Below are 23154 nucleotides of genomic sequence, written 5' to 3' on the forward strand. Positions count from 1 at the left end.
CCCGTCGGGCGCGCGCCGGCAAGCGGTAGAGTGGACCGCGCCCGTTTTGACGTGAGTGCGGAGTGCTGGAAGGAAAGTGATATGAGCAAAGTCAGCGGCAGCAACGGCGGCGACTCCAAGAATACCCTATATTGCTCTTTCTGCGGAAAGAGCCAGCACGAAGTCCGGAAGCTGATTGCCGGACCGACCGTCTTCATCTGCGATGAATGCGTCGAACTGTGCATGGACATCATCCGCGAAGAGAACAAGACCTCGATGGTCAAGTCCCGCGACGGCGTTCCCACGCCTCAGGACATCATCAAGGTCCTCGACGAATACGTCATCGGCCAGAAGCAGGCCAAGCGCATCCTGTCGGTCGCGGTTCATAACCATTACAAGCGCCTGGCGCACGCCTCCAAGGGCGGCGATGTCGAGCTTGCCAAGTCGAACATCATGCTGGTCGGCCCGACCGGCTGCGGCAAGACCTATCTTGCCCAGACGCTCGCCCGCATCATCGACGTCCCCTTCACGATGGCCGATGCCACGACGCTGACCGAAGCCGGCTATGTCGGCGAGGACGTCGAAAACATCATCCTGAAGCTCCTGCAGGCAGCAGACTACAATGTCGAACGCGCCCAGCGCGGCATCGTCTATATCGACGAAGTCGACAAGATCTCCCGCAAGTCCGACAACCCGTCGATCACCCGTGACGTGTCGGGCGAGGGCGTGCAGCAGGCGCTTCTGAAGATCATGGAAGGCACGGTTGCCTCGGTTCCGCCGCAGGGCGGCCGCAAGCATCCGCAGCAGGAATTCCTGCAGGTCGACACGACGAACATCCTGTTCATCTGCGGCGGCGCCTTTGCAGGTCTCGACAAGATCATCTCGGCCCGCGGCGAAAAGACCTCGATCGGCTTCGGCGCCTCCGTCAAGTCGGCGGAAGACCGTCGCGTCGGCGAAGTGCTGCGCGAACTGGAGCCGGAAGACCTGGTCAAGTTCGGCCTCATCCCGGAATTCATCGGCCGTCTGCCGGTTCTGGCGACCCTTGAAGACCTCGACGAGGATGCGCTGATCCAGATCCTCTCCGAGCCGAAGAACGCGCTGATCAAGCAGTACCAGCGCCTGTTCGAGATGGAAGACGTCGATCTGACCTTCCACGAGGATGCGCTGCGCGAGATCGCCAAGCGGGCGATCACCCGCAAGACCGGCGCCCGCGGCCTGCGTTCGATCATGGAGAAGATTCTTCTCGACACCATGTTCGAGCTGCCGACGCTCGAAGGCGTGCGCGAAGTGGTCATCTCGGACGACGTCGTGCGTGGAAACGCCCGGCCGCTCTACATCTATGCCGACCGGCAGGATGAAAAGGCGAACGTTTCGGCCTGATCCGGTCGTTGTCCAGCACCCTGAAGAGGCCCTTTCGGGGCCTCTTTTTTATGTTGGTGGATAGCCTTGTCTATTTTGATTTTTCCACCATTTTTGCCTCGCGAAGAATTGCACCATATTCGTCTTGCATTAGAGACGGTGCGGGAAGATCATCGACACTTGGACTGCTTCGCCTGCATGTGATCGCAGGTAACGGTCTTTAGTCAGTCGCGTCCCGTGTCCTTTGGCGTTCCGCGTGGCGTAGTGTGCGCACGCTTTGTAATACCCCTGTCACAATCCCATGCGGCGGCGGCCTTGCAAGGCTTGAAATCAAATTTCGAAAACTCCACTTTGGGCGAGAGTGAAGTGCCCGGGTGATTTGCCCGGGACGTATCCCGGAAACGGGACGATGAAAGGAAATGAAATGACGAATTCAACGTCTGCAGCACCCGGCGGTGAAACCTATCCGGTCCTGCCGTTGCGCGACATTGTGGTGTTTCCGCATATGATCGTGCCTTTGTTCGTCGGACGGGAGAAGTCCATTCGTGCGCTCGAAGAGGTCATGGGTTCCGACAAGCAGATCATGCTGGTCACCCAGATCAATGCCGGCGACGACGATCCCGAACCCTCGGCAATCTACAAGGTCGGCACGGTCGCCAATGTGCTGCAGCTCCTGAAGCTGCCGGACGGCACAGTCAAGGTTCTGGTCGAAGGCCGCTCGCGCGCCAAGATCGACGGCTATACCGACCGTGAAGAGTTCTACGAGGCGACGGCGAGCGTTCTTGCCGAACCCGACGAGGATGCGGTCGAGGTCGAAGCCCTGTCGCGCTCCGTGGTTTCCGAATTTGAAAACTACGTGAAGCTCAACAAGAAGATCTCGCCGGAAGTGGTGGGCGCCGCAAGTCAGATCGAGGACTATTCGAAGCTGGCCGATACGGTTGCGTCGCATCTGTCGATCAAGATCACCGAAAAGCAGGAAATGCTCGAGACGGTCAGCGTCAAGCTCCGCCTCGAAAAGGCACTCGGCTTCATGGAAGGCGAGATCTCCGTCCTGCAGGTCGAGAAGCGCATCCGCTCGCGCGTCAAGCGCCAGATGGAGAAGACCCAGCGCGAGTACTACCTCAACGAACAGATGAAGGCGATCCAGAAGGAGCTCGGCGACGGCGAGGAAGGCCGCGACGAGATGGCCGAACTGGAAGAGCGCATCGCCAAGACCAAGCTGTCCAAGGAAGCCAAGGAAAAGGCCGATGCCGAGCTGAAGAAGCTCAAGCAGATGAGCCCGATGTCGGCGGAAGCCACGGTCGTGCGCAACTATCTCGACTGGCTGCTCGGCATTCCGTGGGCCAAGAAGTCGAAGGTCAAGGCCGACCTCAACAACGCCGAGAAGATCCTCGAAGCGGATCATTTCGGCTTGGACAAGGTCAAGGAACGCATCGTCGAGTATCTGGCCGTGCAGGCCCGCGCGACCAAGATCAAGGGTCCGATCCTGTGCCTCGTCGGCCCTCCGGGCGTCGGCAAGACCTCGCTCGCCCAGTCGATCGCCAAGGCGACCGGCCGCGAATATGTCCGCATGGCGCTCGGCGGCGTCCGTGACGAAGCCGAAATCCGCGGTCACCGCCGCACTTATATCGGCTCGATGCCCGGCAAGGTCATCCAGTCGATGAAGAAGGCCAAGAAATCCAACCCGCTCTTCCTGCTCGACGAAATCGACAAGATGGGCATGGATTTCCGCGGCGACCCGTCTTCGGCCCTGCTCGAAGTGCTGGATCCGGCGCAGAACTCGACCTTCATGGACCACTACCTGGAAGTCGAATACGACCTGTCCGACGTGATGTTCATCACCACGGCGAACACGCTGAACATCCCGGCGCCGCTGATGGACCGTATGGAAATCATCCGCATCGCCGGTTACACCGAGGATGAGAAGCGCGAGATCGCCAAGCGTCACCTTCTGCCGAAGGCGATCAAGGAACATGCCCTGCAGCCGAACGAATTCTCGGTCACCGACGATGCGCTGATGGCGATCAGCCAGCAGTACACCCGCGAGGCCGGCGTTCGTAACTACGAGCGTGAACTGATGAAGCTCGCCCGCAAGGCGGTCACCGAGATCATCAAGGGCAAGACCAAGTCGGTTGCGATCACCGCGGCCAACATCTCTGACTATCTGGGCGTTCCGCGGTTCCGCCATGGCGAAGCCGAGGGCGAGGATCAGGTCGGCGTGGTCACGGGTCTCGCATGGACGGAAGTCGGCGGCGAGCTGCTGACGATCGAAGGCGTGATGATGCCGGGCAAGGGCCGCATGACGGTCACCGGCAACCTGAAGGAAGTCATGAAGGAATCCATCTCTGCGGCGGCGTCCTATGTCCGCAGCAGAGCCGTGGATTTCGGCATCGAACCGCCGCGCTTCGACAAGTCGGACATCCACGTCCACGTTCCCGAAGGGGCGACCCCGAAGGACGGCCCGTCGGCCGGCGTCGGCATGGCAACCGCGATCGTCTCGATCATGACCGGCATTCCGGTCCGCAAGGACGTGGCGATGACGGGCGAGATCACCCTTCGCGGTCGCGTGCTGCCGATCGGCGGCCTTAAGGAAAAGCTGCTTGCCGCCCTTCGCGGCAACATCAAGACCGTTCTGATCCCGGAAGAAAACGCCAAGGATCTGGCCGAGATTCCGGACAACGTGAAGAACAACATGGAAATCATTCCGGTTTCCCGCATGGGCGAGGTGATCCGTCACGCGCTCGTCCGCCAGCCGGAAGCGATCGAATGGGATGGCACGGTGGAAACGCCGCTGATCACCACGGTCGATGGCGTTGACGACGCGGGCGTGCCTGTAGCGCACTGATCGTTAGCCTTTTGGTTATGCCAAATTGGCACCAGCAATGAAAAAAGCCGGCACAACGCCGGCTTTTTTTGTGAAAAATAACGCGTACCCCTTGTTTTTCAGGCGATTGCGGAGCTTTTGGGTTGCCACGGGCGGGCGCCTGACTATTGTCTGCCCCGATTACATGAGTCGTTCCAAAACCGTTTGAAAGGGGTGGAAACATGAATAAGAATGAGTTGGTATCCGCAGTGGCCGAGAAGGCCGGCCTCTCCAAGGCTGATGCCGCATCCGCTGTAGACGCCGTTTTTGAGACCGTACAGGCTGAACTGAAGAAGGGCGGCGATATCCGTCTTGCCGGTTTCGGCAGCTTCTCCGTTTCCCGTCGCGAAGCGTCCAAGGGTCGTAATCCGTCGACCGGCGCCGAAGTCGACATCCCGGCACGTAACGTGCCGAAGTTCTCGGCCGGCAAGGGCCTGAAGGACGCAGTCAACAGCTAACGCGCTGCCTTCGTGGCATCCTGTTACAGTCTCGCATCTGAAAAGGCCCGGGTTTCCCGGGCCTTTTTTACGAGCCGCTAATTTCCGCCCGCCACGACCCTGGATGCGAAAACTGTCATCCGCCTGTCACGACCGTGGCTCACAAGCCACCTGTGTTTCATGGACAGGAGGGCTTTCTATGACGTTTTCACTTCGTGCCGCGTTGACCGCAGCACTTCTTGCCTCGGTCGCCGTCCCGGCGAGCGCAGAACAGGTTTTCAACCGCATCGCATCTTTCCCCGTCGCCACCAATCTTCCCGCCGACAAGGACAAGCTGAGCGTCAGCTCGGCCGAAATCGTCACCGCCAGCGAAGACGGCATGACGCTCATCTATTCCGACAGCCCGCTCGGCGCGATCGGCTTCATCGACATCACCGATCCGAAGGCTCCGAAGGCGCTCGGCACCGTCACCTTCAAGGGTGAGCCGACCTCGGTTGCGGCAGTCGGCAAGAAGGTTCTCGCCGCCGTCAACACCGGCGAAAGCAAGCAGAAACCGACCGGCATGCTCGCCGTCGTCGACATCGTGACGAAGAAGGTCGACCTGACCTGCGATCTCGGCGGCCAGCCGGATTCGATCACCGTTTCCAAGGACAAGACCTTTGCCGCGATCGCCATCGAGAACGAGCGCGACGAGGAGGTCAACGATGGCGCCCTCCCGCAGATGCCGGCCGGCGACCTGGTGATCGTCTCCCTGAAGGACGGCACCGCCGACTGCGCCTCGATCAAGCACGTGACGCTGACCGGCCTTGCCGGTGTCGCGCCGGAAGATCCGGAGCCCGAATTCGTCGCCATCAACGACAAGGGCGAAATTGCCCTGACGATGCAGGAAAACAACGAGATCGTCATCATCGACGGCAAGACCGGCCAGGTCACCGGCCACTTCTCCGCCGGCAAGGCCGATCTCGAAGGCATCGACAACAAGACCGATGGTCAGCTGTCCTTCACTGGCAAGGCTTCGGCGCTACGCGAGCCTGACGCCGTCAAGTGGCTCGACAACAACCGCCTGGTCGTCGCCAATGAGGGCGACTGGAAGGGCGGCTCGCGCGGCTTCACCATCTTCGACCGCACCGGCAAGGTTCTCTACGAGTCAGGCGCCTCGCTGGAGCGCGCGGTTGCCCGCCTCGGCCATTTCCCGGAAAAGCGCGCGCGCTCGAAGGGCATCGAAGTCGAAGGCATGGAAGTCGCGACCTTCAACGGCCAGCAGTACATCTTCCTGCTCGCCGAACGCGCATCGGTCGCTGCCGTCTACAAGGACACCGGCGCCGAGCCACAGCTCATGCAGATCCTGCCCTCGGGCATTTCGCCGGAAGGCGCCGTCGCCATTCCGGGCCGCAATCTCTTCGCCACCGCCAATGAAGTCGATCTCGGCAAGGATGGCGGCGCCCGTTCGCATGTCATGCTCTACGCCCTGGAAGAAGGCGTGGCCAGCTATCCGAAGCTCGTCTCCAAGGACGTCGACGGCAATGTGCTCGGCTGGGGCGCGCTCTCGGGCCTGGTCGGCGACGCCCAGAAGGACGGCATCCTCTATGCCGTCAGCGACTCGGTCTACAATATGCAGCCGTCGATCTTCACCATCGACACCACCAGGAAGCCCGCTGAAATCACCGGCGTCCTGCGCATCACCCGCGGCGGCCAGCCGGCCCAGAAACTCGACATCGAGGGCATCGCGCTCGACGGCAAGGGCGGTTTCTGGCTGGCGTCGGAAGGCGACTCGGCCAAGCTGACCGGCCACGGCCTCTACAACGTCGATGCCAAGGGCGAGATCAAGGCCGAGATCGGCCTGCCCGCAGACCTGCTCGCCGGCGAGACCCGCTTCGGTTTCGAAGGCGTGACGACGGTCGGGTCAGGCGACGACATGGTCCTGTGGATGGCGATGCAGCGCGAATGGAAGGATGACCCGAAGGGTACCGTCAAGCTCGTCTCCTACAAGCCGAAGTCCAAGGAATGGGGCGCCGTGCGCTACTCGCTCGAGAAGGCCGGGGCCGGTTGGGTCGGCCTTTCTGAAATCACCGCCCATGGCGACTATGTCTACATCATCGAGCGCGATAACCTGATCGGCGATGCCGCCAAGCTGAAGAAGCTCTACCGGGTGGCGATCGCCGACCTGAAACCGGCCAAGATCGGCACCGAACTGCCGGTGGTCAAGAAGGAAGAAACCCACGATTTCATCCCGGATTTGAAGGCTTCGAACGGCTATGTGGTCGACAAGCTGGAAGGCTTCACCTTCGACAAGTCCGGCAAGGCCTTCGCCGTCACCGACAACGACGGCGTCGATGACAGCTCCGGCGAGACCCTGTTCTTCCCGGTCGATCTCAAGGGCACCAACTGAGCCCTTCAAGGCTGAAACGGAAAAGGCCGGGTTCTGCCCGGCCTTTTTGTGTTTCTGAGGATCGTATTTTGGCGGGCCTCGGTGTTCGATCTGCCATTCTTGATCGGCAGGCTCGCCGTTCCTACCAACGCTGATGCACGTGCGGGGCAACCAGCCGCGCATAGATTTCCTTGGTTGCCGTCATCACCTCGGCCGAAAGTGCGGCAAGCTCTGAAGCCGCCGCATTACCCCTGGCCTGAGCCTCGTTTCGGGCGCCCGGAATGACGACGGTAACGGCCTCGTTCATCAGAATCCATTTCAGCGCAAAGGCTGCCATCGACGCTCCCTGAGGCACCAGCTTGCGGACTTCCTCGACCGCCTGGAGGCCCACTTCGAACGGCACGCCGGCAAAAGTCTCGCCGACATCGAAGGCATCGCCATGACGGTTGAAGTTGCGATGGTCGTCCTTGGCAAACGCGGTATCGCGGGTGATCTTGCCCGACAGCAGCCCGCTGGCGAGCGGTACGCGGACGATGACCGCGACATTCTTCCGCCTGGCCTCATTGAAGAACAGGTCGGCCGGGCGCTGGCGAAAGATGTTGTAGATGATCTGGATACTGGTGACGTCGGGATATTCGATCGCCTTCAGCGCTTCCTCGACCTTTTCGACGCTGACGCCGTAATTCCTGATCTTGCCCGCGCGGCGCAGATCATCGAGCGCGCCAAAAACTTCCGGACGGTAGAGGACTTCCGTCGGCGGGCAGTGGAGCTGCACGAGGTCCAGGCTGTCGATTTCGAGGTTCTTGAGGCTGCGGTCGATGAAGCCTTCGAGATTGGCCTTGGTATAGCCGTCCGCGACATGCGGGCTCAGGCGCCGGCCTGCCTTGGTCGCGACCATTGGCCGATCGCCGCCGCGCGATTTCAGGACACCGGCAATGATCTTTTCGGAGCGCCCGTCACCGTAGACGTCGGCGGTGTCGATGAAGGTGACGCCGGCATCGAGCGCTGCTTCCAGCGCCTTGGCCCCATCCGCTTCGCTGACATTGCCCCAGGAGCCACCGATCTGCCAGGCGCCGAAGCCGATCTCGCTGACGGTGAAGGATGTGCGTCCGAACGCGTGGTTTCTCATGATGTCCTCCGAGTTTGATTGGGCTATCCACAGGCTGCGGAACCCCGAGCTTTCTTCGTGCCCGGCATTTGCCTAAAACACCTGATCTGCTCCGGCAACCGAAACAAGCGATTCGATGACCTCCTTCCGATTCATTCACGCCGCCGACCTGCATCTCGGCAGTCCCTTCCAGGGGCTGGCGCTGAAGGATGCCGCGATTGCCGAACTGTTCATCGAGGCAAGCCGCAGGGCGTTTTCAGGCCTGGTCGACCAGGCGGTGGAGTGCCGGGTAGATTTCTTCATCGTCGCCGGCGACGTCTATGACGGTGACTGGAAGGACAACAAGATCGGCCTGTTCTTCAACCGCGAAGTGGCGCGGCTGGAACGCGCCGGCATTCCGGTCTTCCTCTTGAAGGGCAATCACGACGCCGAAAGCGTCATCACCAAGACGATCACCCTGCCGAAGAATGTCAGCGAGTTCCCGGTCAACAGGCCAGGCAGTTTCAAGCTCGATCATCTGAAGGTGGCGCTGCACGGCCAGGGGTTTGCAGAACGTTCGGCCGTCGACAACCTGTCGCTCGCCTATCCGAAACCGGAAGCGGGCTGGTTCAACATCGGCGTGCTGCACACGTCGCTCACCGGTCGTGAACCGCACGCGCCCTATGCGCCGTGCTCGGTCGAAGATCTGCGCTCGCGCGGTTATGACTATTGGGCGCTCGGTCACGTGCATGATTTCGAGATCGTCGCCGAAGACCCGCTGGTGGTCTTCCCGGGCAATCTCCAGGGCCGGTCGATCCGCGAGCAGGGCGCGAAGGGCGCGGTATTGGTGACCGTCGAGGACGGCCGTATCACTCATGAGCGGATCATCACCGACAGTGCCCGCTTTGCCGAACTCGTGGTCGCAGTCGAGCCGGACGACAACATCCCGGCGATCCTGCGCCGTATCGAGAGCGCGCTGGAGGATGTCGTCGAGCGGATGGAAGGCCGGCCGCTGGCGCTGCGCATCCGTCTGACAGGCAAGAGCCGCTTCCGCAACGAGCTGACGGCCCGCGCCGAGGATTTTCGCGACGAGGTCCAGGCCGCCTGCCATCGTTCCCACCAGGATATCTGGCTCGAAAAACTGGAGATGCGGCTCGAACCGGCAATCAACGGGACGAGCGTCGCGACCGACATGCTCGGCCTCGAAGGCCTCATTCCGATGGGCGGCTTCGCCCCGGAACTGCTCGCCGATGCCAATGCCAAGATCGCCGAGATCACCGCCCGCCTGCCGGGCGGCATCGGCGCTGGCGACCTGGCGCTCGGCGACGACGCCGAAGCGCTGCTGGCCGAGGCCCGCGATCTCCTGCTCTCGCGTGCGGCGAGGGCGGGCTGATCCATGCGTTTCAACCGCCTCGACATTCTGCGCTACGGCGCGCTGACGGACCGGACGCTCACCTTCCGCCCGGATGCCAAGCTCCATGTGATCTACGGACCCAACGAAGCCGGAAAGTCCTCGGCGCTGTCGGCGATCTCCGACCTGCTGTTCGGTTTCCCGACGGCCGCCGAATACAGTTTCCTGCATGATGCCACCGCGCTTCGCGTCGGTGCCGCGATCACCGCCCGCGATGGCCAGGTGCTCGAATTCCGCCGCCGCCGCGGCCGCAAGAACACGCTGCTCGCCGCCAACGAGATGGAAGAGGCCTTGGCCGAGGACGCCCTGGCGCCGTTCCTCGGCACGCTGTCCCGCGATGTGTTCGAGCGCGCCTTCGGGCTCGACTCAGCATCGCTCAGGGCCGGCGGAGAGACGATGCTGAAGAGCGGCGGCGAGATTGGCAGCCTGCTGTTTTCCGCAGCCTCAGGACTGACCGGGCTTTCGGACCTGCGCAAGTCGCTCGATGCGGAAGCCGACGGCATCTATGCGCCGCGTCGTTCCAAGGACCGCTCGTTCTATCAGGTCCTCGACAGCCATGACGAGGCGCGCAAGGCAGAACGCGACAACGAGCTGAAATCCGGCGACTGGAAAAAGCTGCTCGCCGAACAGGCCGAGATCGAAACCGATCTCGCCGCCGTGCAGGCGGAGCGGCAGGAAACCAAGCGTGCCCTCGATCGGTTGCGGAAGCTGCTGCGGCTTGAACCGGTGCTGCGGGAGATCGACCGCGAGCGAGAGGCGATTACGCAATACGAGGCGCTGGCCCTGCTGCCCGTTGGCCTCGAGGAGCGGCTGGCCGGTGCTCTGGAGGCAGAACACAAGAACGCCGAAGCGCTCAAGGCGGCGGAGGCCGAGGTCTCGCGTCTGCGCGACGAAATCAGCGCCGTGCATGTCGATGACGCATTGATCGCAGCCACGCCCAGGGTCCTGGCCGCCCATGCGGACAAGGGCGCCTATCTGAAGGCGCGGGAAGATATCGCCCGGGTGCGCGGCGAGGTGGACGATTTCGACCAGCGCATCGCCCAGGCGGCCCGCCGGCTCGGCTTTGGCAAATTCGAAGAACTTCAGCGCGCCCAGCCGGCCGATGCCGATCTCGTGCGCCTCCGCAAGCTCGTCGAGGAGGGCAGTGAGCTCGACCGCAGCCTGAAACAGCTTCGCCAGCAGATCGAGGACGTGCAGGATGTTTTGCGGCGGCTCGGAGACCATGGCCCGGATGGCCGGCTGATCGACCCGAAACCCTGGGCGGAACAGCTCGCCGCGCTGCGCCCCGATATCAATGAACTCTCCGGCATTGAAACCCTGCAGGTGCGGGTTGCCCGTGCGGAAAGTGAACTCGCCGCCGCGGCCGCGCGCCTCGACCCGCCGGTCAAGGATATCGACCGTCTTCTCTCGGCGCCGCTACCGGATATCGCAACGCTCACGCACCATCGCCGGCTGATCGACGCAGCCAAGGCGGAGAGCAGCCAGGCGGCTCAGAAGCTCGCGGGCATCCGCGACGAGGCCAAGGCGATCACCGGCCAGCTTGCGGCGCTCGAAGGGCAGGGGCGAATCGTCTCCCGCGAGGATATCGCAGCCGCAAGAACTGGCCGCGACGAGAAGATCGATGCGCTCGGGGTAAAGCCTTCGGCCGAACAACTCAGCGAACTGAAGATCGCCGTGGAGGATGCGGACCGGTTGGCCGATACGGCGCTCGCCGATGCCGAACGTGTCTCGCGCCATGCCCAGCTCACCTTGCGGCAGCGGGAACTACAACAGGCGCTCGGCGCTGCCGAGATCGCCGCGAAGGAAAGCGGCATTGCCGCCGCCGACGCGGTCACCGAATTCGAGGACCTTTTCCACGCAGCCCCGGTTGTGCCGTCCACACCCGAGCGGATGATCGAATGGCGTCGTAGCGTCGACGGACTTTCGCTGCTGTCGGGTGCGTTGGACGAGGCGCGCGACGAGCTGGAGACGCTGCGTCTGAGGGAGGAAAAACTCAAGCCGGCCTTGTTGGCGCTGGCCGATGCCATCGGTCTCGCCGCGTCAGCACTGCCGCCGCTGGCACTCGCCCGCGGGCTGGAACGCCGGATCGGGGAACTGACCGAGCGTTGGACCGAAAGCCGTTCGCTGGAAGGCAAACGCCACTCCGCCGAAGAGACGCTGGAAAAGCTGGAGGAGCGCGAGACCGGTCTGCGCCGGGATATCGAACGCTGGCGCTCGACGTTCTCCAATGCCGCGGTGCTGGCTGGCCTTTCCGAAGACGCGACGGTCGACATGGCTCTCGCGGCACTGGATGTCTGGCGCACCGTTCCCGATCTCCTCTCCGAACGGGAAAACCGGGACCGCCGCGTCAAGGGCATGGCGCGGGACATGGAGGATTTCGAAGCGGAGGTGAAAGCGCTCGCCACCGCAGTGGCGCCGGGCCTGGTCTCGCTGCCCGCCGATGCCGCAGCAGGCACGCTGAATGACCGCGCAACGGATGCAAAGACCGCCGCAAACCAGCGGGCCACACTCATGACAGCGCTGGAGCGCGCCGAACTCGCCATGGCCCGGCACGCGGCCGACGCGGAAAGACTTGTGGCGGACCTGCGGGGGCTCGCCTCCGCCGCATCCAAGGATATCGAGGAGGCCGGTGGCCTTCTCCGTGACCTTCGAGACCGCAACCGACTGGAAGCGAGCCTCGCGCAATGCCGCAGCCGCTTTGCCGAACAGGCTGACGGCGCGACCGAGGACGAGGCACGCGCTGCGCTTGTCGGTTTCGACAGGATCGCCGCCGGCCTGGAAATCGAGCGGCTGGATGCCGAGGACGCCCGCCAGGTCGAGCGGCTGAAGGCGCTGGGCATTGCCCAGGCCGATAGCGAGCGGCGGCGGCGAGAGCTCGAAACCGGCATTGGCGCCGAGCGCGCCGTCTTCCAGAAGCTTGGCGCCGAGGCGGAAGCCAGGGAACTGGCGCGGCGCTGGGTGGTGCTGAAGCTCGCCGCCGGCCTGTTGGCAAGCTCTATGGAAGCCTATCGCGAACGTCAGGCAGATCCGGTCATGCAGCGGGCAGGGCAGGTGTTTGCCGATCTCACCGGCGGCCGTTTCTCGCGCCTCGTCCAGGTTTATGACGAGCGCGACGAACTGCAGCTCGCGGTCGAACGGAATACCGGCGAGCAGGTGAGGCTTGACGGCTTGAGCGAAGGCACCGGCGATCAGCTCTATCTGGCGCTGCGGCTCGCCTTCCTGGAGGACTATTGCAGCCGCAACGAGCCGGCGACGCTGATCCTCGACGACATTTTTCAGACCTTCGACGACGAGCGGACAGCCGCCGGCATCCGGACCCTCGCGGCGGCGGGGGAAAAATTCCAGACGGTCCTCTTTACCCACCAGATGAGCCTGGTCGAGACCGCGCGCCGGGAGCTGGGGGACGGGCTCGATCTCGTCCAGCTGGAGCGCGGCTAAGAAGCGGACTGCGGCTGAGACAGGCTGCGCAGCGCCAGGCAGGCCACCGGCATGCGATAGATCGGCGTCGTCCACCTGTCCGGCGGGGGCGACGGGCGTTCGCCGCAACCGGCTGTCTGCCGGCGCGGCAGGATCAGCAGATTGTAGCGCCGCGCGTCGGTGATCTCCCGGCTGAACGTCATCCGGTAGTTTTCGACCATCGAGCTGAACTCGGTGCGCCCCGCCAGTTTCTCGATCAGATAGCTGCGCGTCTCCCGTGTCATCGGCAGGCCGAAACGCTCGGTGGCCCCGATCGCTTCGCTGAGCACCACAAGCTCCGTGGCCAGATCCGTCAGACTGACCTTGATGCGAAAGCTGCTGACGATGTCGGGCTCCGTGCCGCGGGCCTGGATGAACAGCGCGGCCGGTTCCGGCGCGTTCCCGAATTCCTTGAAGAACAGGCATTCCCAGTCGTCACCCGAACGGGTGAAGGTGGGTGTCGTGCCCCTGTCGTCCCGCAACAGCCCGCAGCGGTCTTCGGCAGAAAGTGCCTCGGTCTTCTCGAACATCGCCATCCGCTCGAGGCTCGCCTTGAGAAGCCAGGGCGGATAGTGTTTCGCCGGCGGGAGCGATTTATGCCTGCCGACCCGCAAGGGCGGTGCCGGTGGCGCGGGAAGAAGGTATTGCTCCAGCGCGAATTGACGGACCAGCCGCTTGTAGTTCCGGCCGTTGTTGACGGCGAGCACGGTCGTCGCGAGGGCGGCCAGCACGACCGCAAGGAAAAAGCCGAATACCAGAACCGTCGAACGCTGCCTGCGGCGGCGATCGGCTGGCGTCCGTATGTCTGCCTTATCCTCTTCCGGCATGGCTCCGTTTCCGATCGAGGACGGCCCGCGTTCGGCCCCCTCCACTACATAACACGGGCCGACCTGAAACTGCTCAATCACTATGCGGTAAGCGGAATCTTATGCCGATCGGGCGGCACTGCAAGCCTCTGCTGTTCCGGCGGCATCGGCTTTGGCTCGCCGGGTATCCTCCGTCTCTTAAAGGAACGAGAAGCGGCCCCCGTCGATCTTGAGGACCGTAAGCCTGCCGGAGTAATAGGCGCCCGTATCGATGCCGATCCGGCCGGGTCCGAAATCCGGCTCCGGCTGCGGCGTATGTCCGTGGATGACGAGAAGCGGCAGCCGCGGTCCGGTCTCAAGAAAGGCGTCGCGGATCCAGAGCATGTCTTCCTCGGTCTGCTGTTTGAGCGGTATTCCCGGCTTCAGGCCCGCATGGACGAAGACGAGCTTGCCGATCGTCAGGCTGGCCGGGAGACTGGCGAGGAATTTCCTGTGCGGCACCGGCACGGCTTCCATCAGCAGGTCGCCGAACCTGGCGCCGCGCTTCCTGCCGCGCGCGCCGAACTGGTAGGGGTCCAGGCCGTAGGATAGCAGCGTCTGTTCGCCGCCCATTCCCAACCATTCGGAATAACGCTCCGGATCGTCCACGAACCTCATGAAGATGTCGTCATGATTGCCGCAGAGCGCTATCCGCCTCAGGCCGTGCTCGCTGGGCCTGATCAGGTGCTCGAGGACGTGGCTCGAAGCCGGCCCCCGATCGACATAGTCGCCGAGCAGGATGACCATGCCGGGACGTCGGTTCTCTTCGATGTCGTGAGCGATGCGCGCCTCGGCATCCCGAAGCAGGTCGAGGCAGCCGTGCACATCGCCGATCGCATAGATCGGATAGGAGGGCGGGTTCTGACCGAGATCGATCCGGCGGCGGCGAGGCCTCGGCTGTCGGGCCGGGCGGCGTCCCCAAAACCAGTCCGTCAACTTTCGCATGCTTACCGCCATCCGCCTGATATGTACGATCCCGCCGCCAATGAGAAGTGGATGCCCCATGGAGTGTTAACAACGTCCGAAACGCCGGACTTTTGAACACGGATACCGGCGATCGTCGCCGCCATCTGTGTGACAATTCCGCAGCCGGACAAGGCCGTTCGACAGCGTTGGCAGCGAAGGATCTGTATCCTGTGGATAATAAATAATTAACCAGCCATGTTGTTGATCTGCCACAGCACGGAGATTTTTGATTCGCCCCCGGCTTACCCCTTAGAATCACCGGGTTCGCCCATCGGCTAAACCGATACCATACTTTGGGTTGTATGGCGGGGCGTATGCTTAGTTCCTTGGATGTTATTTTAACGCTTGCTACTATTGTGTTTTTGTCCGGCTGCACGGCACTGCCGAGGTCCGGTCCGGATCCACACGCCGTTGAAGCCAATGCAACCGTAAAGGCCTTTTCCGCCGCCGGCAACAGGGCCGGCATCGACTACGCGCTCGTCGATATCAACAAGGCCGTCCTGGCCGGTTTGCCGAAGTCAGCAAGCCCGAGCTTGAGCACCGGTTTCAACGGTGGAAGCAACATCCCGCCGCCGATTATGCTCGGTGTTGGCGATGTCGTTCAGGTCTCCGTCTTCGAGGCGCAGAGCGGCGGCCTGTTCATTCCCGCCGATGCCGGCGCCCGCCCGGGCAATTATATCACCCTGCCGAACCAGACGATCGGCCGCGACGGCACATTGAGCATCCCATACGCGAACAAGGTCAAGGCCGCGGGCCGTCCGGTCGATGCCGTGCAACTCGATATCGCCGAGCGGCTCGCCAACCGCGCTATCGAGCCCCAGGTGGTCATCTCGACGGTGGTGAGCCGCTCGATGGGGGCGTCGGTCCTTGGCGACGTCAAGCAGGCGAAAAAAATCGAACTCAGCCCGGCCGGCGAACGCATCATCGATGTCATTTCCGAGGCCGGCGGTTTAAGCGTCCCCAAGGAGGAGGCGACGGTGACGCTCCAGCGTCGAGGCCGTAGCGTCACCGTCGCCTATCGGACGCTGAGCGAGCGTCCGCAGGAGAATATTTATGTGCAGCCGGGCGACACGATCTTCGTCGATCGCAATCGCCGGACCTTCTTGGCCTTCGGCCTGACGGGCGAAAGTGGACGCTTCGATTTCGACGATTCCAATCTGTCGCTCGGGGAAGCCTTGGCGAAGGCCGGCGGGTTGCTCGATGACAAGGCCGAGCCGCAATCGGTCCTGCTCTACCGCCTCGTGGAGCGCGATATCCTGCGCAATATCAGCCTCGACGTCAGCCGGTTCAAGGCGCGGGACGTGCCGGTGATCTTCCGCGCCAATCTGCGCGATCCCGCCGCGTTCTTCGCCGTCCAGCAATTTCCCATGCAGGACAAGGACGTGATCTACGTATCGACGGCCGACGCGGTCGAACTCGTGAAATTCCTTACCATCCTCAATTCGGTCACCGCCTCCACCCGGGATATTGCGAGCAGTCATGATGCCTGGCGCGACTGACATTCAGGCCGCTTGCGGCCGCCCCGGGTGGGTTAGAAGCCTAGCGCACATCGGTTGGGTGACGCGATGAACCAGCGGCCCGTTTTTCTCACTCGCCACCAGCAAGAACCTCGCGACGAGGAAGCCCCGGAGCTGGACATGGATGGCCTGATCGCCATCGTCCGGCGCCAATGGCGGGTGGTCGGCCTCTGCATCGCGGTCTTCCTGGCACTCGGCATCGGGCACCTCCTCACTGCCGTGCCTCGATATACCGCCAGGACCAGCGTCCTGATCGACCGCGGCAACCGGCAGGTCGTCGAGCAATTGTCGACGATCGGCGGGGTCATGGACGACGAGGCGTCAGTTCTCAGCCAGGTCGAGTTGTTGCGCTCCGAAACGATAGGCCTGTCGGTGGTCGATAGGCTGAAGCTGCAGGATGATCCGGAATTCATGGCCGGTCGCCGCGACCTGATACTTGCCGTGGCTTCAGACTTGCGGTCGATCCTCCATGTCGGGCGATGGCTGCGAGGGGATGGCCAGTCACGTCCCGATCAGATCGAGGCAAATCGCCGTCAGGCGCTCACCACGCTCCTCGGTAATATGAGGGTTTCGCGCGTTGGACGTTCCTATGTCCTGGAAATCTCTTTCACGGCGACATCGCCCGGGCTTGCAGCAGCCGTCGCCGGCGCGATCGCGGATGCCTATCTGACCGACAAGCTGGACGCCAAATACGATGCCACCCGGCGAGCCGGCAACTGGCTGCAGGAGCGCATCGAGGAACTGCGACAGCGCTCGCTGGAATCGGATCTCGCAGTCCAGAGATTTCGCGCTGCCAACGGCCTCGTTGTTGCCAATGACAAGCTCGTCTCCGACCAGCAGCTTACCGAAATGAACAGCGCCCTGACGGTAGCGCGCGCCGATACGGCCAGAACCCGAGCGCGTTCCGAGCGGATCGAAGCGATCATCGCGAGCGGCGAGAGGGACGCGATCGTCACCGACGCGCTGGACAGTTCCGTGATCAGCTCGTTGCGGGAAAAGTACCTGGAGTCGTCGAAGCGGGAAGCCGAGATATCGAGGCGGCTGGGGCCGGACCATGTCCAGGCAGGCCGCCTTCGCCAGGATATGGCGGAATATGACCGGCTGATGTTCGACGAGATCAGGCGGATCGCCAGGAGCTACCAAAGCGAGCTGGAAGTCGCACGGTCGCGTGAGCGCCAGATCACCCAAGGGGTGCGAAACGCCACCGATATCAGCGTCGCCGCGGGAGAAACGCAGGTGCAGTTGCGGGAGCTCGAACGGGCCGCCGAAACCTACCGGAACCTCTACCAGACTTTTCTGCAGCGTTATCAGGAGGCGTTGCAGCAGCAGTCTTTCCCCGTCACGGAGGCGCGGATCATTTCCCGTGCCACGCCGCCGGCGGCTGCCAGCGAGCCGCGGCCGTCGCTGGTCCTGGCGCTCTGCCTCGCGCTTGGCTGCGGCGCGGGCGGAGTTCTCGGAGCATTCCGCGAGTTCAGGGATCGGTTCTTCCGCACCGGCGAACAGGTGAGGGACGTTCTGGGGTTGGAATATCTCGGGTCAGTACCGCTCGTGGAGCTGCCACCGGACAGGAGGCCTCCCGCCGAGCCGGTAAAGGGAGAGGTCTGGAGGAAAAACAGGGTGTCCGCCTTTGCGCTGGAGCATCCGTCTTCCGCCTTTGCCGAAACGTTGCGCAGCGCCCGGATCGCGACGGACGTCCATATCGACAGGGCCTACAAGGTCATCGGCATTGTCTCGATGCTGCCGGGCGAGGGTAAATCGACGATCGCCATGAATTTCGCCCAGACGCTGGCCGGGAGTGGTAGGACGCTGCTGATCGATGCGGATCTTCGCAACCCGGGTGCCACGAGGACGCTGGGCCCGCATGCGCAAGAGGGGCTGCTCGAAGTTCTGCTGGAAGGGCGTGCACCTGCCTCCGCGATGTTGACCGATCCCGATACCGGCCTGAGATTTCTCCCAGCGGTCGTAAAGCGACGGATACCCCATTCATCGGAACTGCTGGCATCGGCTGCTATGGGCAGGCTGCTGGCTCAGGTGGCCGGTGAAGTCGACTATATCGTTCTCGACCTGCCGCCGCTTGGCCCCGTCGTCGATGCGAGGGCCATCGCTCCGCGCGTCGATGGCTTCATCATGGTCGTCGAATGGGGCGGGACATCCCGGAAAGCCGTCAAGGATACCTTGAATGCCGAACCGCAGGTCGCCGGCCGTTGCCTCGGGGTAATCCTCAACAAGGTCGATGCCGCCAGGATGAAGCTTTATGAGGGATATGGTTCCTCGGATTATTATGCATCGCGCTACTCGCACTATTATCATGAAGGCCCATCCTGATCCGAGGCGGGTTTCCGTCGATGCCGCAACCAGAATGAAAACGAGGATTAAGGAACCTAGCAACAGCCGACGATCTTTTCTGAAGCGTTTGATCGCAATGTTTGGCATAAGCCCGGGATGCTACGAATCACTGTATGTCTCGGATTCGCCGCATTCCGGGGGGCATCACAACGGTGTTCCCAGTGCTTGCGACTGGCACATTGCGCGCATCGACGTGCACGTTTCACTTAAAGACTGACGGGTTCCGTTAGGGGGATATGATGACTGGAAATGTGAAGAGCAACGGCAAGGTAGCATTGATCACCGGGGTAACGGGCCAGGACGGCGCTTACCTTGCGGAACTGCTGCTATCCAAGGGCTATACTGTCCACGGCATCAAACGGCGCTCTTCCTCGTTCAACACCAACCGCATCGAGCATCTCTACGAAGATCCGCATGTGGCGGACCCGCGCTTCATCCTGCATTTCGGCGACATGACGGATTCGACCAACCTCATCCGCGTCGTGCAGGAAGCCCAGCCGGACGAGATCTACAATCTGGCCGCCCAGAGCCACGTGCAGGTCTCGTTCGAGACGCCGGAATATACCGCCAATGCCGACGGCACCGGCACGCTGCGCCTGCTCGAGGCGATCAGGCTCCTCGGCCTTTCCAAGAAGACCCGTTTCTACCAGGCCTCGACCTCGGAACTGTACGGCAAGGTGCAGGAAGTGCCACAGAGCGAGACGACGCCCTTCTATCCGCGCTCGCCCTATGCAGTCGCCAAGCTCTACGCCTACTGGATCGTCGTCAACTACCGCGAGGCCTATGGCCTGCATGCCTCGAACGGCATCCTGTTCAACCACGAGAGCCCGATCCGCGGCGAAACCTTCGTCACCCGCAAGATCACCCGCGCCGCCGCCGCCATCCATCTAGGCCTCCAGGAACGCCTCTTTCTCGGCAACCTCGACGCCAAGCGCGACTGGGGTCATGCCCGCGAATACGTGCGCGGCATGTGGCTGATGACACAGCAGGACGAGCCGGACGACTATGTCCTGGCGACCGGCGAGACCCATACGGTGCGCTCCTTCGTCGAAAAATCCTTCGCCAAGGTCGGCATGCCGATCGAGTGGCGCGGCGAGGGTGTAGACGAGAAGGGCTACGACACGACATCGGGCGAATGCGTCGTGGCGATCGATCCGCGCTATTTCCGCCCGACGGAGGTCGATCTCCTGATCGGCGACCCCACCAAGGCGCACCAGAAGCTCGGCTGGAAGCATGAGACCAACCTCGATCAGCTGATCGCCGAAATGGTCCGGGAAGACCTGAAGGTGATGGCGCGCAATGTACCGACCTCGGGCGGCAACAAGGGCCTCTCCCATGCCTGAGACGATCTACAGCCTTGCGGGGAAGAAGGTCTATGTCGCGGGACATCGCGGCATGGTCGGCTCGGCGATCGTCCGCCGCCTGGCCGCGGAAGGCTGCGAGATCCTGACGGCGTCGCGCGGTGATGCCGATCTGACGCGCCAGGCGGATGTCGAGGCCTGGATGGAGAAGAACCGCCCGGACGCGGTGTTCCTGGCGGCCGCCAAGGTCGGCGGCATCCTCGCCAACGACACCTATCCGGCCGATTTCCTCTACGACAATCTCATCCTGGAGGCGAACATCATCCAGGCCGCCCACAAGGTCGGCGTCGAAAAGCTGATGTTCCTCGGCTCCTCCTGCATCTATCCGAAATTCGCCGACCAGCCGATCGTCGAGGAGTCGCTTTTGACCGGCTCGCTGGAGCCGACCAACGAATGGTACGCGATCGCCAAGATCGCCGGCATCAAGCTCTGCCAGGCCTATCGCAAGCAGCATGGCAGCGACTTCATCTCGGCCATGCCCACCAACCTTTACGGCCCCGGCGACAATTTCGACCTTAAATCCAGCCATGTCATGCCGGCACTGATCCGCAAGGCGCATGAGGCGAAGACCGGCCACCTTCCGGACATCACCGTATGGGGCACCGGCACGCCGCGCCGCGAATTCCTGCATGTGGACGATTGCGCCGACGCCTGCGTCCATCTGATGAAGACCTATTCGGCCGAGACCCATGTCAATGTGGGTTCCGGCGAGGACGTGACCATCCTGGAGCTCGCCAAACTGGTGTCGAAGGTCGTCGGTTTCCAGGGGGATATCTCCCACGATCTCACCAAGCCCGACGGCACGCCGCGCAAGCTGATGAGCGCGGCCAAGCTGCGGGCGCTCGGCTGGTCGCCGAGGATCGGGCTGGAGCAAGGCATAACGGATGCCTACCGAGCCTTCCTCAAGGGCGAGTATCTCGAGCGCAAACGCGGAGATGCTGCCTGATGACAGCAACCGCCCAGCCCCTCAGCGAATGCGAACAAACGTTCGACGCCGCACCGGGGCTGGCCACGGCAGCTGCCACATCGCCACGAAAAAGCGTGGTCGTTTATGCGATGAACTACGCCCCCGAAACGGCGGGCGTCGGCAAATATACCGGTGAGATCGCTGAATATCTCGCCGCCGAGGGCATGGACGTCACGGTGGTGACCACCCCGCCGCATTACCCCGGCTGGGCGGTTCAGCCCGGATATCGGAACCGCTATTCCTCGAAGATGGAAGGCCGTATCTCGGTGCTGAGAGCGCCGTTGATGCTGCGGCGGAAGATGGGCGGCATCTGGCGGCTCCTCGCGCCGCTCTCCTTCGCGCTCACCTCGGCGCCTTTGGTCTTCTGGCAGATCCTGCGCCGCCGCCCGGTCACCGTCTTCTGCGTCGAGCCGACGCTGTTTGCCGCTCCCGTCGCGCAGCTTGCCGCCAAATGCGTCGGCGCGCGGACCGTGCTGCATGTTCACGACCTTGAGGTGGATGCCGCATTCGCGGTCGGGCATTTGAGCTCCAGGGCCTGGCTGAAGACGGTCGGCCACGTTTTCGAGCGCGGTGTGCTTGCCAGGTTCGACCGGCTGGTCACCATTTCAAACCGCATGGCGGAAAGCCTTGTCGGGAAAGGCGTTCCGGACGCAAAACTGTCCGTCGTCCGCAACTGGGTGGATCTGGCGCATATCCACCCCATGGAAGACGTCAGCCCCTACCGTGCGGAGCTTGGCTTCGGCCGCGACGATTTCGTCGTCCTCTATTCGGGCAGTATCGGCGCCAAGCAGGGCCTGAACGTGCTGCTCGATGCGGCCGAGCGTCTCAAAGGCGAGCGGCGCATCCATTTCGTGATATCCGGCGAGGGGCCGCAGAAGCCGGAACTCGAAGCCCGCTACGGCCATCTCGAGAATCTCCGTTTCCTGGCCTTCCAGCCCTATTCCAGGCTGAACGCGTTCCTCAACATGCCGGATCTGCACGTACTGCCGCAGGACAGGAGTGCCGCCGACCTGACACTGCCGTCGAAACTCGGCGGCATGCTTGCTTCCGGACGGCCTGTCCTTGTCACCGCCGACGCGGGAACGGAACTTGCGCGGTTCGTCGAGGACGCGGTCTATCTGACGCCGCCGAATGATCCGGAAAACCTGGCGGTCTGTATTCTCCGTGCGATGTCCGAGCGGGACGCATGGCAGCCGCATTCTCAGGATGCTCTCGTGCAGAGCCTGTCGAAACGGCCGGCCATCATCGCAATAAGGCAGCTCATCGACGGCGGTGAGCCATGAGGATCGCCGGTCACATCCTCGCCTACAACGTCGATCGTTTTCTGCCGCACGTCGTCGAGAACTGCGGCCGTTTCGTCGACAAGATCTTCATCGTCCGGCCGGAGCGTCCCTGGGCCTATGCTCCCGGTTCTCGCGCCACGAGGACAAATCCGACGACCAGGGACAAGGTGGATGAAGCGATCGCCTTCGCCCGCTCAAAAGGCGTGAGTTGCGAGATCGAGGTGATCTGCACCGACTTCGAGACCGAGGAGGACACCCGCAACGACTGCCTCGATCGGGCGATGATCGAAGGTTTCGATTGGCTGGTCATCCAGGACGCCGACGAGTTCTATCTGGATAGCGGCTGGGAAACACTGCTGAAATTCATGGCGGCGGACCGCAGACATGACCGCATCCTGACTCCATGGCATAATTTCTGGAAAACGCCCGAGCTGGTGCTGACCGGCGGCGATGGCTCGATCAGGGATGTGAACGCGGGTTTTGCTATCCGCTGCAAAAGCGGCGTTCGCTTCGATACGGCGCGAAAGACTACCCCGGCTGCGACAATTCTCGTCGATGCGCCCTGCTACCACTACGGTTACGTCATGAGCGATGCCGAGATGTGGGAAAAGATCACCAGCTGGGGACACGCGCATCAGGTGAATGCGCAAAAATGGTTCCGCCTGAAATGGCTGGGATGGACGCCCGCCCATTCCTACCTCCATCCGGTCACACCGCTGTTCTGGCCGAAGGCGATCCGCTTTCCCGGCAGGCAGCCGGCCTTCGCCTCTTCTTTCATGAACCTGACCCAGGAAACCGCGCCGCTCGGTTTTGTCGATTTCCTGGAAAACATGCTTGCCGACCGTGCGACGGACGTCCGCATCGTCGCGCGGAAATTATTGAGAAGGTCAACCGTGTAGCCGTAGGTCG

The 23154-nt window shown here is 62.7% G+C and carries 15 protein-coding genes; 12 read left to right on the plus strand and 3 right to left on the minus strand.

Annotated elements, in window-relative coordinates:
- Nucleotides 1-81 precede the first annotated feature (81 nt).
- The 4 genes from clpX to J2857_RS18235 all read left to right on the plus strand — a co-directional run bounded on the left by clpX (nt 82) and on the right by J2857_RS18235 (nt 7027).
- A complete protein-coding gene (gene clpX, locus J2857_RS18220) occupies nt 82-1359 on the plus strand; it encodes an ATP-dependent Clp protease ATP-binding subunit ClpX (RefSeq protein WP_007753415.1) in 1278 nt (425 codons plus the stop codon).
- A 403-nt stretch (nt 1360-1762) separates the two neighbouring features.
- The gene (gene lon / locus J2857_RS18225; RefSeq protein ID WP_210011480.1) at nt 1763-4183 is read left to right on the plus strand and encodes an endopeptidase La; all 2421 of its coding nucleotides are present in this window, start codon (nt 1763-1765) and stop codon (nt 4181-4183) included.
- 200 nt (nt 4184-4383) lie between these two features.
- Nucleotides 4384-4659, plus strand: coding sequence for a DNA-binding protein HupB (gene hupB, locus J2857_RS18230; protein ID WP_007753405.1), 276 nt, complete (start codon nt 4384-4386; stop codon nt 4657-4659).
- Between the two features lie 178 nt (nt 4660-4837).
- Nucleotides 4838-7027 (plus strand): esterase-like activity of phytase family protein, encoded by a 2190-nt coding sequence (locus J2857_RS18235; RefSeq protein ID WP_210011481.1) that lies wholly within the window; start codon nt 4838-4840, stop codon nt 7025-7027.
- Between the two features lie 121 nt (nt 7028-7148).
- Here J2857_RS18235 and J2857_RS18240 read toward each other — a convergent pair whose 3' ends face one another.
- Complete coding sequence (locus J2857_RS18240) at nt 7149-8135, minus strand: aldo/keto reductase (RefSeq protein ID WP_210011482.1); 987 nt, start codon at nt 8133-8135, stop codon at nt 7149-7151.
- 115 nt (nt 8136-8250) lie between these two features.
- On the opposite strand from J2857_RS18240, the gene J2857_RS18245 reads away from it, so the two are divergent.
- Together J2857_RS18245 and J2857_RS18250 are read left to right on the plus strand one after the other, a co-directional pair.
- Nucleotides 8251-9486, plus strand: a complete 1236-nt coding sequence (locus tag J2857_RS18245) for a metallophosphoesterase family protein (RefSeq protein WP_210011483.1) — start codon at nt 8251-8253, stop codon at nt 9484-9486.
- 3 nt (nt 9487-9489) lie between these two features.
- Nucleotides 9490-12942: a YhaN family protein gene (locus J2857_RS18250; RefSeq protein ID WP_210011484.1), complete on the plus strand. Its 3453-nt coding sequence runs from the start codon at nt 9490-9492 to the stop codon at nt 12940-12942.
- Here the strand turns inward: J2857_RS18250 and J2857_RS18255 are convergent.
- Together J2857_RS18255 and J2857_RS18260 are read right to left on the minus strand one after the other, a co-directional pair.
- The gene (locus J2857_RS18255) at nt 12939-13787 is read right to left on the minus strand and encodes a DUF6030 family protein (protein WP_210011485.1); all 849 of its coding nucleotides are present in this window, start codon (nt 13785-13787) and stop codon (nt 12939-12941) included. The two genes, J2857_RS18250 and J2857_RS18255, sit on opposite strands and share 4 nt — an antisense overlap.
- Before the next feature lie 177 nt (nt 13788-13964).
- Nucleotides 13965-14750 (minus strand): metallophosphoesterase, encoded by a 786-nt coding sequence (locus J2857_RS18260; protein WP_210011486.1) that lies wholly within the window; start codon nt 14748-14750, stop codon nt 13965-13967.
- 335 nt (nt 14751-15085) lie between these two features.
- On the opposite strand from J2857_RS18260, the gene J2857_RS18265 reads away from it, so the two are divergent.
- The 6 genes from J2857_RS18265 (at nt 15086) to J2857_RS18290 (ending at nt 23144) form a co-directional block, all read left to right on the plus strand.
- Nucleotides 15086-16270 carry a polysaccharide biosynthesis/export family protein gene (locus J2857_RS18265; RefSeq protein WP_210011487.1) on the plus strand — a complete coding sequence of 395 codons (1185 nt, stop codon included), beginning with the start codon at nt 15086-15088 and terminating at the stop codon, nt 16268-16270.
- A gap of 138 nt (nt 16271-16408) precedes the next feature.
- On the plus strand, nt 16409-18613 hold the full coding sequence (locus J2857_RS18270; protein ID WP_245363414.1) for a polysaccharide biosynthesis tyrosine autokinase: 2205 nt from the start codon (nt 16409-16411) through the stop codon (nt 18611-18613).
- Between the two features lie 257 nt (nt 18614-18870).
- Nucleotides 18871-19977 (plus strand): GDP-mannose 4,6-dehydratase, encoded by a 1107-nt coding sequence (gene gmd, locus J2857_RS18275; protein ID WP_432420159.1) that lies wholly within the window; start codon nt 18871-18873, stop codon nt 19975-19977.
- Nucleotides 19970-20941 (plus strand): GDP-L-fucose synthase, encoded by a 972-nt coding sequence (gene fcl, locus J2857_RS18280; protein WP_210011489.1) that lies wholly within the window; start codon nt 19970-19972, stop codon nt 20939-20941. The genes gmd and fcl overlap by 8 nt, the downstream gene beginning before the upstream one ends.
- Nucleotides 20941-22245, plus strand: coding sequence for a WcaI family glycosyltransferase (locus J2857_RS18285; protein ID WP_210011490.1), 1305 nt, complete (start codon nt 20941-20943; stop codon nt 22243-22245). Before fcl ends, J2857_RS18285 begins: the two co-directional genes overlap by 1 nt.
- On the plus strand, nt 22242-23144 hold the full coding sequence (locus J2857_RS18290; RefSeq protein WP_210011491.1) for a hypothetical protein: 903 nt from the start codon (nt 22242-22244) through the stop codon (nt 23142-23144). The genes J2857_RS18285 and J2857_RS18290 overlap by 4 nt, the downstream gene beginning before the upstream one ends.
- The last annotated feature ends 10 nt before the right edge of the window (nt 23145-23154 follow it).

The organism is Neorhizobium galegae, assembly GCF_017877055.1.
In the GTDB taxonomy this organism is placed as follows: domain Bacteria; phylum Pseudomonadota; class Alphaproteobacteria; order Rhizobiales; family Rhizobiaceae; genus Neorhizobium; species Neorhizobium galegae_D.